The following is a 17,512-nucleotide window of genomic DNA, read 5'->3' on the forward strand; positions in this document are numbered from 1 at the left end:
TATTATGATGATGGAGCTTATTATAACCTCTCTTTATGATGTGATAAATTTTATCATCTTGGCAAACGTTTGCGCACCCCATAAAGTAACCAACATTAATCCGCAGTGATGGTATTTTATGAAGCTAACAACGCAAACTCGACGTCGTGCTATACAGGCAGCTAAAGGCGAAATTCCTTTTGACCTGTTACTCACTAAAGCCAATATTATTGACATGGTGACTGGGGAAATTCGTCCTGCTGATGTCGGTATTACCGATGGCCTTATTGCCAGTGTTCACCCTACAGGTAGCCGCGATGATAGCCATGAAACCCATGATTTATCCGGCTTATATCTCTCGCCTGGCTTTATTGATACCCATGTTCACTTAGAAAGTTCTCATCTGCCCCCAGCTCGCTATGCCGAAATCGTGCTCACTCAAGGAACCACCGCCGTATTCTGGGATCCCCATGAATTGGCGAATGTGCTGGGCTTAGAGGGCGTTCGTTATGCCATTGATTCCAGTCGTAATCTCCCGTTAGACGTGATGGTTGCAGCTCCCTCTTCTGTTCCTTCAACTCCCGGATTAGAAATGTCGGGGGCAGACTTTGCCGGACAAGAGATGACCACCATGCTGAGTTGGCCGGAAGTTCGTGGGGTTGCAGAAGTCATGGACATGTTCGGTGTACTCAATGGTAGTGAACGCATGGAAGAGATCCTCGATGCTGGCTTAAGTTCCGGAAAAATCATTGAAGGTCATGCTAGGGGATTAAAAGGCGCAGATTTACAAGCTTATCTAGCTGCAGGCGTCACCTCCGATCACGAATTAACTTCGGCGGAAGATGCGCTTGAAAAACTCCGAGCTGGACTCACATTAGAGATCCGCGGTTCACACCCTTATTTACTGCCAGATATTGTCGCCGCATTACAAACACTGCCTCATTTATCGTCGCAGATTACTGTCTGCACCGATGATGTTCCTCCTGATATTCTGATCGAGAAAGGAGGGATCATTGCACTGTTAAACTTGCTGATTGAGCATGGAATGAAAGCCACAGATGTTTTACGTTTTGCAACTCTAAATGGCGCTATTCGCTTACAACGCAACGATCTTGGGTTAATTGCAGCAGGACGCCGTGCCAACTTAGTGGTACTCGATTCACTCAATACCTTAGAAGCTCACCGAGTCTATGTAGCCGGAAAAATGATCGCTCAAAAAGGGCAATTAATCGATCCTCTCGCCGTCCCTAGCGATGTCTTACCGCCACGAGATACTATGCATCTATCTCCAATTCGCACCCAAGATTGCCAATTACGGCTCACTGATATTAACAATGGTACCGCACGCCTACGCCATATTAGTGGCGCTCGATTTACTCAATGGGGAGAAGTTGACGTTCAAATTGAGAATGGCATCGTACAACTTCCTGATGAGTTCAGTTTAATTCGCGTTCAGCATCGTCATGGTCGCCATCAATCTGAGCCTCAAATGGCCTTACTCAAAGGTTGGGGAGAATTACGTGGTGCGATTGCCACCAGCTATTCTCATGATTCTCATAACCTTGTTGTACTAGGACGCGATCCCGAAGATATGGCAATCGCAGCCAACTTGCTTATCGAAAGTGGTGGCGGTATGGCTTTAGTGCAAAATGGCAAAATTCTAGCACATGTGGCTATGCCCATTGCAGGTATGCTATCCGATTTACCTGCCCCAGAATTAGCGGCTCAATTTCGCCGGTTACGGGAATTAAGCCATCAAATTGCCGATTGGGAGCCACCTTATCGAGTCTTTAAAGCGATTGAAGGCACTTGCCTTGCTTGTAATGCAGGTCCTCATTTAACCGATTTAGGACTAACATGCGGCACGACACGTCAAATTGTTGATGCCGTTTTACAACGTCACGAACAAACCCAAAATACCAATAATAATGATAGGAGCGCCAATTAATGGCTAATCATTCTCATCAGCCAACATCAGGGAGTTGGTTGGAAAAACGTTTTGCTTTACGTGAGCGTGGAAGTTCCGTGAAAACAGAATGTTTAGCAGGCATAACCGGCTTTCTTGCTGCCGCTTATTTGCTAGTCGTCATTCCGGGTTTACTGGCAGTTGGTGGCATGGATAAAGGTGCGGCTACCACGGGAACCATCATTGTATTTGTTCTCGCTAGCCTACTCATGGCGTTCTATGCAAACTTACCTTTTATTGTCGGCCCCGGAATCGGCGGCTCCGTTTTGGTCGGGATCACCCTTGCGGGTAGCGAAGGAATTGATTGGCAAATTGGTTTAGGAATAGCATGTTGGTCAGGAATTCTATTTTTCTTGCTCACCAAATTTGGGCTGCGTGAGGTTGTCACTCGCTCTGTACCACAATCGATTAAACTTGGATTAACTGCATCGATTGGCTTATTTGTTGCCATTCTCGGTTTTCGTAATGCGGGTTTAGTATTAGCCAATCCGAAAACTAACGCATTAATGCTGGGAGATTTTATGTCTCCGGGAGCATTAGTCGCACTGTCTGGATTCTTTGTCGCCATCGCCTTACAAGCTCGTCGTATTCCGGGTAGCATTCTCTGGGCGATATTATTTGCCACTATTTTAGGTATCCCATTTGGCGTCACTAAATTACCCGAGAGCTTTATCGGGATCCCACATTCTGTGGCTCCGGTACTGGGGCAAGTCGATTTAATTGGCGCCTTAAATATTGCATTCCTACCGTTTTTATTTGTATTCTTTGCTGCGGAATTTTTCTCCACGATGGGTACGACATTAGCCGTTGGTGGTGAAGCCGGTCTATTAGATAAAGAAGGCAATATGCCAAATATCAACCGCCCGTTTATTGTTGATTCTATCGCAGCGGCACTGGGACCATTAGTGGGGATTCCTGCAGCAACTGCATTAATTGAATCTTCAGCTGCGGCTGAAGCTGGCGGTAAAACAGGCATGACCGCCTTAGCGGCAGCGTTTATGTTCCTGTTAATGTTATTATTTACCCCAGTGGCATTAATGATCCCAGCACAAGCAACTGCACCGGCCTTAATTCTTATCGGCTTAAATATGTTTAGCGGATTACGTAAAGTGGATTTAGGGAATTTCACTGACGGCTTGCCCGTTCTGATGATGGTGATGATTACGCTTATTGCCAATAGCTTTGGTACAGGGATCGCCGGCGGGTTACTGTTCTATATCTTAATTAAAGCCGTTGCAGGAAAATGGCGCGAAATCCCAATTAGCTTGTGGATCCTCGCCATCCCACTCGTGTATTACTTCTCGACGCTAGTGAAGCACTAGGCTTCCATTCAAAATAAGAAAACCCCTACGTAAGCTATTAACTAACCTAGGGGTTTTATAAAAAAGACTCAAAAGAAAGTCTACAAAGAAATAATCAGCTAGTTGCTAATATTTTAAATAAAGCTGGATTGTTTTTTATTGCAATTAAGACTTTAGCCGCCAGCCCTGTTGGATTTCGTCTTTTTAGTTCCCAACTTTTAATCGTATCAATACTGGTTCCTAATGCATTCGCTAATTCACTTTGTGAAACATTAAGCTGTTCTCTAATCGCTTTAACATCAGCAACTTCATAATAGGTAATTTTTGATGCTGCTTTCTCACCATTTTTAATCTCAACGGCTTCTTCCAAAGATGTTTTTAGTTCATTAAAGAAACTCATGTTACACCTCACCTTTTAGTATTTTTGTTACCTTTTTCAATGCGATTTTTTCTTCATCCGTTAAACTATCTTTCATATTCTTTGGATAAGCCATTATCAGGTAGATAATTTCCTTGGTAGCTAAAAAGTAAATAACCCTAGCGCTGCCGCTTTTACCTTGGCTACCTATTGCCATCCTCATTTTTCTTATTCCACCAGTCCCTTGTATTATATCGCCTTTTTCAGGTCTACCTATGAGTTCATTTTGTAATATCCTTAATTCCTCATCGGTAGCTATCTGCTTAATTTGTCGCGTAAAAATAGATGTTTCGATAAATTTTATTCCATGGCTCACGATGTTCCCTCTGTGATGACCCGTACACAAAAAGTGTACACTGTACACCATCAGGCGTCAATGTGAGGCAAATACCATACCAGTCCTCCGGTAATTAGATAATTACCGGGGGACTTTAGAATTTAGAGTCATGAATCAAATCAATGGTGGAATTTGGGGTAAGATAGGCACTTCAATGACCGTAGGTCCTTGGCGCTTATAAGCCTCTTTGCAAGCTTGCTGAACTTCCTCAACCGTCGTGGCTTTCACTGCGGTACAGCCATAACCTTTACCCAGCGCGACAATATCTAAGTTAGGAATATCCAAACCCGGTACACCTGGCGTTTCTTCTAAAACAGCGAAAGATTTTAAAATCGCGTACTCGCTATTTCGCGGGATCACAAACACAATGGGTAAATTATGTTGTGCTGCGCTCCATAAACCCTGAATGGAATATTGCATCGAACCATCGCCGATAATCGATAATACAGGGCGATTTCTACCGCTATCCCTTTCTGCTAATGCAATACCCACACTTGCAGGTAAATTCCAGCCTAATGAACCGCTGGCAAAGGTATAGAAAGAATCAGGATGTTCAATAGGCCATTCACGATGTAGCTCCCCTAAGTTGGATGGTGATTCCTCAACTAAAACCGTTTCTTTCGGAGAAACTTCTCGCAATGCACGGAATAATTGAGCCGCACTCAAGGTGGTTGCGTTATTTACGGTCTCTGGCGCGGCTGGATATGGCGCCATACCATGTGGCTGTTTCACCACCTTAGCTTGAGAAGCCGCTCTCGCTGACACCAACTGAGTTAACCCTTCAACAGCTAATACTGCGTCACTTAGCATGCTGTCCCCAACAGGCGCTCTTCCTACCTCTATTGGATCATCCGTAATATGCAACAGGCGCAGCCCGTCCGGTAAATATTCACCCGCGACATAAGGGTAATAACGGAAAACAGGCGCGCCAATAATGAGCGCTAAATCATGTCCTTTTAACTTATCTGCTAAAGGTTGGATCGCAAAAGGTAAGCCACCAGCATAGAGCGGATGTGTTTCTGGGAATGGAGGGCGCTCTGATGCGGGTGCCGCCCAAACAGGGATATTCAATTTTTCTGCCAGAGCAATACCGGCATCCCACCCCTGCCCCCTAGCAATAGCAGAACCGTAGATTAATACCGGATTCTTAGCCTGTGATAAGACATCAGCAAAGGATTTTAAACGGATAGGATCATACCCTATACGCTCAGAAACGGTACGAACAACAGCAGCGTCCTTCTCGGCAGGTTTATCCCAATCATCAAGAGGAATTGAAAGAAATACAGGCCCCGCAGGTGGCTGTAATGCCATCGCATAAGCACGCATAAATGCGGCAGGGACATCTTCAGCTCGTGCTGGTTGATAACTCCATTTGACCCATGGCTTGGGTAAATTTTCTGGCTCTATGTTGGTTAACCAAGGTTCCATAAGTAACATTTCACGGGTTTGGTTTCCTGCCGTAATAATTAAAGGCGTACGGTTCATATATGCCGTTAAAATATTACTCATCCCATTACTTAATCCCGCCGAGGTGTGCAAATTGACCATTGCGACTTTGCGCATGCCTTGGGCGTAACCATCCGCAGCAGCTACCGCTGAGGCTTCGTGTAATGTCTGAATATAACGAAAATCACTCGGAAAATCTTTTAAAAATGTCTCTTCCGTCGAGCCCGGGTTACCAAAAATTGTCGTGATATCTAGCTCACGTAATAGGTCAAAGGTTACTTGGCGAATGGTTTTCTTCATATAAAAATACCCTAATCAAGATAGGTGGATAATGCCCTCATCATAACCAATCCCCTAAATGAAAAACATTTCGCCAACAATAGTGAAAAGCTCACCGAATAAATAATTATTCTTATTATTTATATATAAAACAAATCATTAGAAATTCATCATGTTTCGATGATAGAAATAAAATGGGAAAAAACACCATGGATTAAGATTTAATCCATATAAATAGGCTGAGTTATCTCATAATATTGGCATTTATGTTATTACCCTTCGTTATTAACGTAAAAAATAACAATATTGGCTATCTCCCCCAACCACATTTGTTAATAGAATATTTTATGAATTAGTTACTCATCACATTTCTCGCAATTGACGCGACTCGATTTCCCAACGTGTTTATCTCGCTCAGAGATAATTTCTTATAAGCAATTCTCTTTTCGTGATTTAAAAGTAAAAACATAAAAATCAAATAATTAAAACACCCCCTCCTAATACTTTGTTTAAATAACATTCAAAATCAAATTTAAATCTATCGATAAAACGTATTTTTCTAAACCATTTAGTTAACTAAAAGTTATAGCACCCCAAACAAAACTCATTGTTAAACAAAAGTTAAGCAAAGTAATTTAATTTAAAACTAATGTTAAATCGCAAAAATGCACATTCTGGTAAACTAATGTGAGGTAAAATAATGATTCTAGATGCCAGTTATACGCTATTATTTGCATGCTTAGCGCTGCTTATTGGGATGATTTTTGTTAAATTCACCCCCTTTTTACAGAAAAATCATATTCCCGATGCAGTAGTCGGCGGTTTTATTGTTGCCATCGTATTGTTGATTGTTGATAAAACCGCGGGTTACAGTTTCTCATTTGATACCTCTCTACAGAGCACATTGATGATTGCATTCTTTTCATCAATTGGCTTGAGCTCAGATTTTGCTCGGCTGATAAAAGGCGGAAAACCGCTAGTTATTTTAACGTTAGCCGTCACTATTTTAATTGTTATTCAAAATGCCGTCGGTATGGGCATGGCTGTGATGCTCAATGAAAGTCCGTTTATTGGTCTGATTGCCGGCTCAATTACCTTAACTGGTGGTCATGGTAACGCTGGAGCATGGGGACCAATCTTGGCAGACAAATATGGCGTAACTGGCGCTGTTGAACTTGCCATGGCATGTGCAACCATGGGGCTGGTATTAGGTGGTCTTGTCGGGGGACCAGTCGCCAGACACTTACTGAAAAAAGTCGCCATTCCAAAAGCGACAGAACAAGAAAAAGAGACAATTTTAGAAGCCTTTGAGCAGCCGAGCGTCAAGAGAAAGATCAATGCCAATAACATCATTGAAACGATCTCTATGCTGATTATCTGTATCGTGGCAGGTAGCTATATCAGCGAATTAGTGAAAGACACACCACTTCACTTGCCGACTTTCGTTTGGTGTCTGTTTGTCGGTATTATTATCCGCAACGTACTGACACATATCTTTAAACACGAAGTTTTTGAACCAACCGTCGATGTCTTAGGCAGTGTGGCTTTATCACTGTTCCTCGCTATCGCACTGATGTCTTTGAAATTTGGTCAATTAGCCAGTATGGCAGGCCCTGTTCTCATCATCATCGCGGTTCAGACTGTCGTCATGGTATTGTTCGCTTGCTTTGTCACCTTTAAGATGATGGGGAGTGATTATGATGCCGTGGTCATCAGTGCGGGGCACTGTGGTTTTGGGATGGGGGCAACACCAACCGCTATCGCTAACATGCAAACCATTACCCGAGCATTCAGCCCATCACATAAAGCATTCTTAGTCGTACCAATGGTTGGCGCATTCCTCGTCGATATTACTAACAGTATCGTCATTAAATTATTTATCGAGCTGGGCGTCAGTATCGGATAAACCTCACTTACAAGATACTGGCTCATAACCAAAAGTATATGAGCCAGTGTTTTTATTTTTGATATTTTTTCCTCATTATTTCCCCTTTAATCCCTATTTTCCTTATCTATAAGTGACCCCAATATCGGATTGATGACTTTTTTTCCGGTAAAATAGGAATAAATGCAAAGTACTGTTTAGGTTACTGATAATGAAGTTAAGGCACCTTGATATTTTTTATGCCGTTATGACCTGTGGCTCACTCACTCGTGCTGCAGAGGTTTTACATATCTCCCAACCCGCAGCCAGCAAAGCATTAAAACATGCAGAACAACAACTCGGTTTAGTATTATTTCAGCGGATCCGAGGGAAATTAATCCCTACTGACGAAGCTAATTTATTATTTGAAGAGGCAAAAGAGGTTTATCAAAATCTAGATAGGCTCAGAATTTTGGCGCAAAATTTATCGCGTAATCCACAAGGTAAACTCGCGATTGGTTGTCTTCCTAGCCTAGGGTTAAACTTAGTCCCTGAAGTCACTGCGCTATTTATAAAAAAACATCCGAATATCAAACTGACCATTGGAACTCATCACACCACGGATATTCTGCAATTATTAACCCAACAAGATTTGGATATTGGAATTGCTTTCAATCTCGCGATTGAAGGCGGTATTACGGTGCTACCCGTTGCAGATATTCCGTTAGTGTATGTCGATAGCCAGCCCCCTACCCACTCCCCAGTTTCATTAATGGATATAGATCAAGACCGTTGGATCCACCCCGGTTCAGACTCTCTATCTCAGCTATTACAGCAAGTTCATGAATTTGCAGAATCCAATATTAGTGTGCATACCTACCACATGGCAGCAGAATTTGTCCGAGCTGGCCTTGGATGCAGCATTACTGATATTTTTTCTGCCGAACATACGCTGCCAGAATCGATGATTTACCCACTCAAAGAAAATTTGCATCTGGCAGTATCAGTCTTTCATCGAGCAGACAGACCATTAACCAAAGCGGCACAAAATTATGTAAACACTTTGTCGTTAATACTAGAAAAACGCAACGCAGTAGTTAACCAAAAGTTATACTCTAGTAATGAAAACTCAATTGTTTAGTCTGACTATTCGCCGTTAAATGATAACTCCTTAGTTATTATTGGTTGCGGAATATTATGGCTAAACATGTGGTGGTTATTGGTGCCGGTGTTATTGGATTAAGTACCGCCTATGCTTTAATAAAAGCGGGTCAGACAGTCACATTAATTGAATCTGATTCAGATGTTGGCATGCAAACAAGTTTTGCCAATGGTGGACAGCTGAGCTATCGCTATGTTTCGCCTCTTGCCGATGCAGGTGTGCCATTACAGGGTTTGCGTTGGATGGGGAAAAATGACTCTCCATTAAATTTGAGGATCAATTTTTCCCTTGAGCAACTGACTTGGCTGGCTCAATTTACCTTAGCTTGTACTCGCGCAACCAATAAAATCAATGGTGATCATTTATTGAGATTGTCCTTATTAAGCCAAAATATCATGAATACTTGGCGTACAAGTGGAGATATTGCTGATTTTGCTTGGGAGAAATCAGGAAAATTAATTATCCACCGCGAGCGGTCTAGCTTTAAAAAAGCCAGTGAAACCATTGATAAAGAATTCCAAAAAATACTCACAACCCAAGAGATTATTGAATTAGAACCTGCTCTGGCAAATATCCAATCACAATTGGTTGGCGCAATCTATGCCCCAAGTGATGAAACCGCAGACTGTTATTTATTCTGCAAAAATATTTTGGCATATTTATCTACCCAACCCACCTTTAAGTTATGTTTAGAACACTCCGTGAAATCTTTTATTCAAGTGAATAACCAAATTACGGCGGTTGAAACGACTCAAGGAACAATTCAAGCCGATGATGTGATTGTCTGTGCTGGAAATGGGAGCCGTGAATTACTGAAACCACTGGGTATCGATGTACCAATTTTAGGGTTAAAAGGGTATAGCTTAAGCGTGGAATACCCTCAGGCTGAGCATATCGTTCCGAAAGTGAGTGTTACCGATTACGGTAACAAAATCGTATATGCCAAGCTCAATGACCAATTACGGATTGCCGCAATGGTCGATATTGGCTACGACAAATTAGGGTTACGGGAAAATAGAGTATCTGCCTTAAAAAATATTATTAGAAAAACATTCCCGAACTTACCAAAAATTGATGAAGCAGAAGCATGGTGCGGTTTACGTCCGTCAACACCAAAGGGACCGCCAATATTAGGCAAAACAACATACCGCAATTTATGGTTAAACGTGGGTCATGGCAGTTTAGGTTTTACATTAGCTGCAGGGAGCGCTGAAATATTAAGCCAATTAATTACCCAGCAACAATCACCCATTTCTTTAGAAGGATTAACGAGGTAATTTATGTCCATTAAACGTAACAACCCAAAACCGCGCTTAGCTGATAGCGTTGAATATGCTGGATTAGTTTATTTATCAGGGCAAGTGCCGACTAATTTATCGGGTGATATTACCGCTCAAACTCAAGAAGTCTTAGATAAAATTGATGCTTTATTAGCCGCAAGTCATAGCGATAAAACACGTATTTTATCGGCACAAGTCTGGATTAAAGATATGTCTCGTGACTTCGCACCATTTAATCACGTTTGGGAAGCTTGGATGCCTGCTGAATTCAGCCCCGCCCGTGCAGCAGTAGAAGCCAATATGGCAAGAGATCAGGTTCTTGTCGAAATTATGGTGATCGCTGCTCAGCGTTAATATTCACTTTCTCTTAATGGCATTTGTATATTTTAAATTAATGTTCCAATGCCATTTTTATTTAGCCATTTCTTTTTTCATTCCCCGATTAATAAATTTAATTCTCCCCTTATCGTATATTTAACCTACTATTAATTCTATAAATATTAAAATAATAAACTAAAAAAACAAATTAAATCCGAATATACGTTGGTGAACATTGGTTTATGAACGGAGAGTAAATATGACTAAAACCGTCATTGAACATATTTTAACGCGATTACAAGACATAGGAATTACGGATATATTTGGTGTTGCGGGTGATTATGCCTTCCCCATCAATGATGCTATTTGTAAAAATAATACTCTGCGCTGGGTAGGAAACTGCAATGAGCTCAATGCCGCTTATGCTGCAGATGGCTACGCACGCATAAAAGACGTCGCTGCATTAGCCACGACATTTGCTGTTGGTGAGCTTAGCGCACTTAATGGGATTGCAGGGGCTTATGCTGAACAACTACCTATTTTTCATTTAGTTGGCATGCCTGCGAGTCATATTCAGCATGGTAAATATCTCGTTCATCATACGCTAGGTAATGGTGATTTTGAGGTTTTTTACCGAATCGCTCAATCCCTATCCTGTGCCCATACCATTATTACCCCCGAAAATTGCATTGATGAAATAGAAAGATTAATCACCCATGCGTTATCTGAGCGTCGCCCAGTTTATATAGGGCTACCCGCAGATTACGCCAAGCAAACCATCGTTCCACAAAAAAAAGTCCCCATATCGCTTCCAGAAAGTTGCCCAAATACTCTGAGAAAAGTCATTAATTTAATCGCCAATAGGCTGACATGCAGTGAGTGTTCTTGCGCACTTATTGGTTCAATGGTTTCCCGCTTTGAATTAGTCAAAGATGTAGAAACTATTATCAAAGTTACCAATCTTCCTTATGCGACTATGTTTATGGATAAAGGTGTTTTGAATGAAACCAATAGCCAATATATCGGTGTTTATAATGGAAGATTGATGAACCTTGAGGTCGCTAATTTTGTTGAAAGCTGTGAGTGCGTTTTAAATATCGGTGCTTTAATGAGTGATGTTAATACGGGTTGCTTTACCGCAAATCTTTCTCCTGAAAATCACATTCAGATATTGGCAGATCACGTTATTATTGACTCAGTTATTTACCCACATATTTATATTTATGAATTGCTTTCGGAACTCAAAGATATTCTGACATTTATTCCGAATAATGCTTTAAAAGCCTACGGGTTGGGTGTTCCTCAAGCGGATGAAACAGGGAAAATTACCCGTTCCTATTTGTACCCTAGACTCGAAAAATTCTTCAAGCAAAACGACATTATTATTGCTGAAACAGGTACATTTTCCATGGGATTAGGCTTTGCGCTGTTACCTAAAGAAGTTTCTTTTCAAACTCAATCACTGTGGGGTTCCATTGGCTGGGCAACTCCCGCAGCTTTAGGTGCTGCAATTGCCGCTCCACATCGCAGGGTAATTTTAGCGACTGGTGACGGAGCACATCAGCTTACGGTGCAAGAAATCAGCCAGTTTGTGCGCTGGGGTTTAAAACCGATTATTTTTGTTCTCAATAATGATGGCTATTTAATCGAGCGTCTATTTTGTAAAAATCCTGAGTATATTTATAACGATATCCCTCACTGGAATTATGCTCAACTTCCTGCTGCTTTTGGATGCCACGATTGGCTTTGTAAAAAAATCACGCTTTGTGAAGAACTTGAAATGGTACTAGAGGAAATAGAATCCAAAGATTGTGCTGCCTATATTGAAATCATAACTCATCGCTATGAATCATCAGAACTTCTGCAAAAAATGGGTGAAATTATTCGAGCAGAGCAATAAAAACAGACCTAAGCCACCACGGATAATGGTGGCTAATCCAACATTTAATATTCGACTTAGCGACGCCATTTTTTGCGGATCAGAATGGCTAATCCCACAATAACAAGTCCAATGACCAGCCAAGATAAATGAGGGTGAAATGGTAAAGCAAAGACTATCGAGCTGATAAAATAGCCTATTGAAACAATACTACATCCCCAAATAATCCCGCCGATCACATTGAGGATAAAAAATTTAATTGGATTGACTTTGCTGGCACCAATAATGATAGGCCCTATCGTCCTCATCCCATAAGCAAAGCGAATGCCGATTATAATCCAATTTTCATGGCTCTGGATCAACTGTTGTACCCGCTCTATTTTTGCTTGATGCTTTTGAAATCGCGGTAAAATTCGAGCGCCCGCGAAACGCCCAACAAAGAATAAAACGTTGTCACTGACAACCCCACCTAATGCTGCAAATAACATAGTAAGAGGATATGAGAGCCATTGTTTATGGGCTGCAATTCCCGATAAAAACGCAGCGGTTTCCCCTTCAATCATTGAGCCCAAAAATACCGCCCAGTAACCATACTCTATTAGCCAGCGGGTAAGTTCATCAGCCATAAATAAAATTTGCCTTCCACAATTTTAATTACCAATATCTTTCATTAAAATTTTAACATAGCTAAACACTATTTTTTGAAATGGTTTGGGATTTTATCAAAATAAGATGGGAGTCATGGGATGAAAAGTAAAAAAAACTGCACTTAGACCGGTCTTAAGTGCAGTGGATCACAACGCATAAAATATAAATATAGACTATTTATTGTATAAGCTAGCGGTTATTGCAATATCATTACCTTCACCTTCAGAAGTTACTGAAGTGATAATGAAATATTTCGCACCTGCCTCATCGGCTTTTTGAGATACCGCATTCGCATAATCCGTGGTTGTAGCTGCATTCATTACCACATTGATATTACTAACTAATTTCATATCCATGGATTGAACATAATTAATTTCTGTTGCACTCATCGCAAATGGACTTAAAAAAAACAAGGAAACCAATGCTATTTTTAATTTATTCATCAAACTCACCTTTTATTAAAATAACGCATCTCATTTAAATACATTCTTTTTTAGAGAATGAAATTATGAGCATCATTAAATGAATATTACTTACCTGCTAATATAAGATTATATTTACCTATTAAAATAAAGAATGTAGCGATGAATATCAAATTTAATATCGTGCTAAACTTAGCAGAAATTGCTTTTATTGATGAGATTTCTAACGTTTTAAATCAACACTAAAAATAGGGCTCAGCATCATGTTAAAACGAATACAACGATGCCACAGACTTACCTACTTTTTGTGCCAGATCTGAAGCAGCGTATCTATCCATGACTATCTCAATATAGGCTGCTGAATCTGTTACTTCAGCGTGTTTAATCGCAGCGTCTAACTCATCGCAAGTGGTGACTTTTTGGCAATACCAATCAGTACAACCTAATGCCGCTGGCAATTGTGCATAATTCCACTGTGGTAAATCGTTATAATAAGCTTCAGGCTCTTTACATAATAATCGCTCAATTAAGTAACCATCATTATTAAGCACAAAAACAATCGGTTTTAATCCAAAACGCGCAAACTGACTAATTTCTTGCGCCGTTAATTGATGTGAACCTTCCCCCGTCACTAAGATCACGCGCTTATTGGGTGCTGCAATTGCTGCGCCAAATGCCGCTGGCGTTGCCCAACCAATGGAACCCCACAGTGATTGAGTTTGAAAAGAAACCTCTTTAGGTAGTAAAGCAAAAACCAATCCCATTGATGCTGTCCCTGTTTCAGCAATCACAATATCGTGATCCATGAACATTTCTTCTAAGCGCGGATACAGATATTGTGCAGTAATTTGGCCATTATCTCCTTGTCGAGGTTCTCCCAATCCTTGAGCTGCAATACCTTGATGTTTTAAAGAAGGTGCTAATATTTGCAGTTTGTCCAATACCTCTTTCATCATCACATTTGGGTAAACCGCAGAACCCACTTTCACATAATCTGCTAAAATATTAATGCCTTGCTCAGGGGAGATAGATGCCGTAAAACTGCCTGAGTTAAAATCAGTTAATACCGCACCAATACCTAAAATACAGTCGCAACTTTCAACAAACTCTTCTACTTGGGCATTCATTAATTTGCCATTATAAATTCCCATATACGTCGAGTTAGATTCACTCACGATGCTTTTATCCATAAACATCGTGGCATACGGTAGCCCTGTCTTATCAATAATTGCCTGCACATCATCCGAATACCCTAGCCGCGCAGCCAAGATCCCCGGAATAATACAGGCTTTTTGGCTGGCATTAAGTTTATCTAAAATGGCATTCACTGCGGCATTGAGTGACTGTGGATCACTTTTCTGTTGTGCAACTTTTTTATGTTTCTCATTAGCAATGATGGGCATCACCGCGTAATCAGAGGGGAACCCCATATAGACAGGGCGACGCTCTTTTAGGGCGGCTGCAATTAATCGCTCAGTTTCATCAATGCAATTTTCTGGGGTCAATATTGTATGGGCACAGCTCAAATGCTGGCTCATTTGATAAAACACATCAAAATCACCGTTACCTAAAGTATGGTGAACAAGACGATGGTTTTCCTGGACACCACTCGCTGGCATTCCCACCAAATGGAAGATAGGTAAATGCTCAGCATAAGAACCCGCAAGACCATTTAACGCACTGAGTTCACCCACACCAAATGTTGTCGAAAGTGCGGCAACACCTTTGATTCTTGCATAACCATCCGCGGCATAAGCAGCATTTAACTCATTACAATTACCGATCCAACGCAATGTTTCACTTTCACAGACTGCATCTTCAATAGGGAAAGCGTAGTCCCCCGCAACCCCAAAAACTTCGTTGATACCCAGTGTTTGTAAACGCTCAAGAACATATTCGATAACTGTTTTCATAATGTAGCTCCAAATAATAATTTCGACTGATTATTCAGCCCGTTATTATTATTATCCCTAATGTTACATTAACAGAAATCATTTATAATCATCGCAGCTATAACAAAATGTAATAGAGGTCACGATGGATATTCGAGGATTACGCTACTTTGTCGAAGTAGTACAACAAAATAACTTTAGCCGAGCGGCGGATAAATTATGCGTCACCCAACCAGCAATCAGCCGCAGCATTCAAAAATTAGAACAAGAGCTTGAAGCGACTTTACTGATCCGAGAAACCGATGGAGTGAAACTTACCGATGATGGTGATATTTTATTTCACCATGCTCAGCAAATTTTGGCACAATTCGACAATCTTAATAACGCACTAAAAGACAAATCAGGTCCACTCACTGGGGTCTTGAAGGTCGGTTTACCGCCGGTTATCGCTTCGACCTATTTTGCTGATATCATCATGATATTTAGTCAGAAATATCCACAAGTCGAACTACAGATCATTGAATTAAGTTCAAACCATATGATGAATGCCATGCTCAAAGGAGATGTAGAAACGGCAGCGGTAATGTCTCCATTTGATGAACAACGATTTCATTTATACCAATTTGCTACCGACCGATTGATGCTATTAGTGAATGATCAACATCCATTAGCCACCCAAAATAGCGTTAAGTTTGCAGAACTTCTGAATGAGCCATTTATCTTCTTTCAAGATAGTTTCCGAATTAATGAATTAATTGTTAATGCTTGCGGGATTCATGGTAAAAAACCGATTATCGCAGGACGTAGTGGGCATATAGATCTTGTGATGGCAATGGTACGCGCTGGAGTTGGTGTGACATTACTCCCTGAAGGTATGTGGAAAAAGAACCATATTGGGGGGCTTTCCATTATTCCAATCACAGAGCCTATTCTGTCCTATGAGCTGGCACTGGCAACATTAAAAGGGTCCCATCCAAGCCGCCGAGCTACAGCGTGGATCGAGTTAGCGTTAGAAATGCTGAATATGCCCTCATCATTATGAACCATTATAATGAGTTACAACTGAATAGCCGCCGACTTGATAGGCACCTTTAAGTTAGACAAGCTTGTTTTAGGAAGACATATTGAGAATAATGCAACATGCAGAAATTGAAAGGGAAATGCGAAGTTTTATCGGTGCCAGTTAAATAACCGGCACCGGGGAAATTAACGCCAGCGTTCTGCCGCCCAGGCGACCTGCTGTTGTGCGTCGTGGAAAGTCCAGGCCACAAAGCGACTGATTTTTTGCCCCTGCGCCATTTCAATGGTACGGACTTCGGCCGCCCCTACCAGCTTCAACGCGTGATAAATCGAAGGCAGGGTCGTATTTTTAGAAATTAACGAGGTGAACCACAGGCAGTTTTGCGCCAGGCTAACGCTCTCCTCTACCATTTTACGCACAAAGGCTTCTTCACCGCCTTCACACCATAGCTCTTTACTTTTGCCACCAAAGTTCTGTACCGGCGTGTCGGCTACCTCGCCTTTACCCAGCTTGTGCAGTTTGCGGCGAGTGCTGGCTTGCGCTTCCTGTTCAGAGCTGTGGAACGGTGGATTACACAGTGTGGCATCAAATTTCTCCGCCACGCCGATGATGCCGTTCAAAATAAATTCGGGTTGTTTTTGCAAACGCAGACGCACGCTGTTTCTCAGTGTTGGATTCATCTCCACGATCATTTTGGCCGTATTGATCGACACCGGATCAATCTCCGAACCAGTAAAACGCCAGCCGTATTCATTCAAGCCAATAATCGGATAAATACAGTTGGCGCCAACGCCCACATCAAGGATAGCCACGCTTTTACCACGAGGGATCTCACCGCCGTTACTGGTCGCCAGCAGGTCAGCTAGATGGTGTAAATAGTCGGCACGCCCGGGGATCGGCGGGCACAGATAACCGGCGGGAATGTCCCAGTGTTCGATGCCATAAAAATGTTGCAGCAACGCACGGTTGAGCATTTTAACCGCCGCAGGATCGGCAAAATCTACCGAGATGTCGCCCCAGGCGTTCGGTTTGACGAACGGCTCCAGTGCAGGGCAACTGGCGATCAGCGCCGGGAAATCATAGCGCGAGCGATGACGGTTACGCGGGTGCAAGCCGCTTTTCTGCTGCGGGAAGGTTTTCTTTTTTTCCACCGTGAAGGGCTCTCTTAAAGGTATTTCTGACGCGTACGATACCATATACCCTGCTTTTTATATTGCTTTTCTTCTTTTAGCTCAGTGACCGGGCATCGACTTAATTGGCATAACGGTTTCAACTCATGTAACTCAACTCACCACGCAAT

The 17,512-nt window shown here is 41.8% G+C and carries 15 protein-coding genes; 8 read left to right on the top strand and 7 right to left on the bottom strand.

Annotation, left to right across the window (positions count from 1 at the left end; all coding sequences use genetic code 11):
• The first annotated feature begins 118 nt into the window (after positions 1 to 118).
• Both PROVRUST_RS12520 and PROVRUST_RS12525 read left to right on the top strand, forming a co-directional pair.
• A complete protein-coding gene (locus PROVRUST_RS12520) occupies positions 119 to 1,927 on the top strand; it encodes an adenine deaminase (protein ID WP_006815206.1) in 1,809 nt (602 codons plus the stop codon).
• A complete protein-coding gene (locus PROVRUST_RS12525; RefSeq protein ID WP_006815207.1) occupies positions 1,927 to 3,267 on the top strand; it encodes an NCS2 family permease in 1,341 nt (446 codons plus the stop codon). Before PROVRUST_RS12520 ends, PROVRUST_RS12525 begins: the two co-directional genes overlap by 1 nt.
• A 94-nt stretch (positions 3,268 to 3,361) precedes the next feature.
• On the opposite strand, the gene nadS is transcribed toward PROVRUST_RS12525, so the two are convergent.
• From nadS to mdlC, 3 genes are all read right to left on the bottom strand, one after another.
• Entirely contained in the window at positions 3,362 to 3,646 is a 285-nt protein-coding gene (nadS, locus tag PROVRUST_RS12530; RefSeq protein WP_006815208.1) for a NadS family protein, read from the bottom strand.
• A 1-nt stretch (position 3,647) separates the two neighbouring features.
• The gene (locus tag PROVRUST_RS12535) at positions 3,648 to 3,980 is read right to left on the bottom strand and encodes a type II toxin-antitoxin system RelE/ParE family toxin (RefSeq protein ID WP_039855194.1); all 333 of its coding nucleotides are present in this window, start codon (positions 3,978 to 3,980) and stop codon (positions 3,648 to 3,650) included.
• Positions 3,981 to 4,115: 135 nt separating this feature from the next.
• Positions 4,116 to 5,747 carry a benzoylformate decarboxylase gene (mdlC, locus tag PROVRUST_RS12540; protein ID WP_006815210.1) on the bottom strand — a complete coding sequence of 544 codons (1,632 nt, stop codon included), beginning with the start codon at positions 5,745 to 5,747 and terminating at the stop codon, positions 4,116 to 4,118.
• Between the two features lie 679 nt (positions 5,748 to 6,426).
• On the opposite strand from mdlC, the gene gltS reads away from it, so the two are divergent.
• The 5 genes from gltS to PROVRUST_RS12565 all read left to right on the top strand — a co-directional run bounded on the left by gltS (position 6,427) and on the right by PROVRUST_RS12565 (position 12,250).
• Complete coding sequence (gene gltS / locus PROVRUST_RS12545) at positions 6,427 to 7,632, top strand: sodium/glutamate symporter (protein ID WP_006815211.1); 1,206 nt, start codon at positions 6,427 to 6,429, stop codon at positions 7,630 to 7,632.
• Between the two features lie 190 nt (positions 7,633 to 7,822).
• On the top strand, positions 7,823 to 8,731 hold the full coding sequence (locus PROVRUST_RS12550; RefSeq protein ID WP_006815212.1) for a LysR family transcriptional regulator: 909 nt from the start codon (positions 7,823 to 7,825) through the stop codon (positions 8,729 to 8,731).
• 56 nt (positions 8,732 to 8,787) lie between these two features.
• Positions 8,788 to 10,029 carry a D-amino acid dehydrogenase gene (locus tag PROVRUST_RS12555; protein WP_006815213.1) on the top strand — a complete coding sequence of 414 codons (1,242 nt, stop codon included), beginning with the start codon at positions 8,788 to 8,790 and terminating at the stop codon, positions 10,027 to 10,029.
• Between the two features lie 3 nt (positions 10,030 to 10,032).
• Entirely contained in the window at positions 10,033 to 10,386 is a 354-nt protein-coding gene (locus PROVRUST_RS12560) for a RidA family protein (RefSeq protein WP_006815214.1), read from the top strand.
• 223 nt (positions 10,387 to 10,609) lie between these two features.
• Entirely contained in the window at positions 10,610 to 12,250 is a 1,641-nt protein-coding gene (locus tag PROVRUST_RS12565; protein ID WP_006815215.1) for an alpha-keto acid decarboxylase family protein, read from the top strand.
• Between the two features lie 56 nt (positions 12,251 to 12,306).
• Here the strand turns inward: PROVRUST_RS12565 and PROVRUST_RS12570 are convergent, their stop codons facing one another.
• From PROVRUST_RS12570 to PROVRUST_RS12580, 3 genes are all read right to left on the bottom strand, one after another.
• Complete coding sequence (locus tag PROVRUST_RS12570) at positions 12,307 to 12,855, bottom strand: DedA family protein (RefSeq protein ID WP_006815216.1); 549 nt, start codon at positions 12,853 to 12,855, stop codon at positions 12,307 to 12,309.
• 195 nt (positions 12,856 to 13,050) lie between these two features.
• Positions 13,051 to 13,320 carry a YdgH/BhsA/McbA family protein gene (locus PROVRUST_RS12575; protein WP_006815217.1) on the bottom strand — a complete coding sequence of 90 codons (270 nt, stop codon included), beginning with the start codon at positions 13,318 to 13,320 and terminating at the stop codon, positions 13,051 to 13,053.
• A 245-nt stretch (positions 13,321 to 13,565) separates the two neighbouring features.
• A complete protein-coding gene (locus PROVRUST_RS12580; RefSeq protein ID WP_006815218.1) occupies positions 13,566 to 15,212 on the bottom strand; it encodes an alpha-keto acid decarboxylase family protein in 1,647 nt (548 codons plus the stop codon).
• A 124-nt stretch (positions 15,213 to 15,336) separates the two neighbouring features.
• Here PROVRUST_RS12580 and PROVRUST_RS12585 point away from each other — a divergent pair, with 124 nt between their 5' ends.
• Positions 15,337 to 16,233, top strand: coding sequence for a LysR family transcriptional regulator (locus tag PROVRUST_RS12585; RefSeq protein ID WP_006815219.1), 897 nt, complete (start codon positions 15,337 to 15,339; stop codon positions 16,231 to 16,233).
• A 164-nt stretch (positions 16,234 to 16,397) separates the two neighbouring features.
• Here PROVRUST_RS12585 and rlmF read toward each other — a convergent pair whose 3' ends face one another.
• Complete coding sequence (gene rlmF, locus PROVRUST_RS12590) at positions 16,398 to 17,363, bottom strand: 23S rRNA (adenine(1618)-N(6))-methyltransferase RlmF (RefSeq protein ID WP_166806852.1); 966 nt, start codon at positions 17,361 to 17,363, stop codon at positions 16,398 to 16,400.
• Positions 17,364 to 17,512 lie beyond the last annotated feature (149 nt).

It is taken from the genome of Providencia rustigianii DSM 4541 (assembly GCF_000156395.1).
GTDB lineage: Bacteria > Pseudomonadota > Gammaproteobacteria > Enterobacterales > Enterobacteriaceae > Providencia > Providencia rustigianii.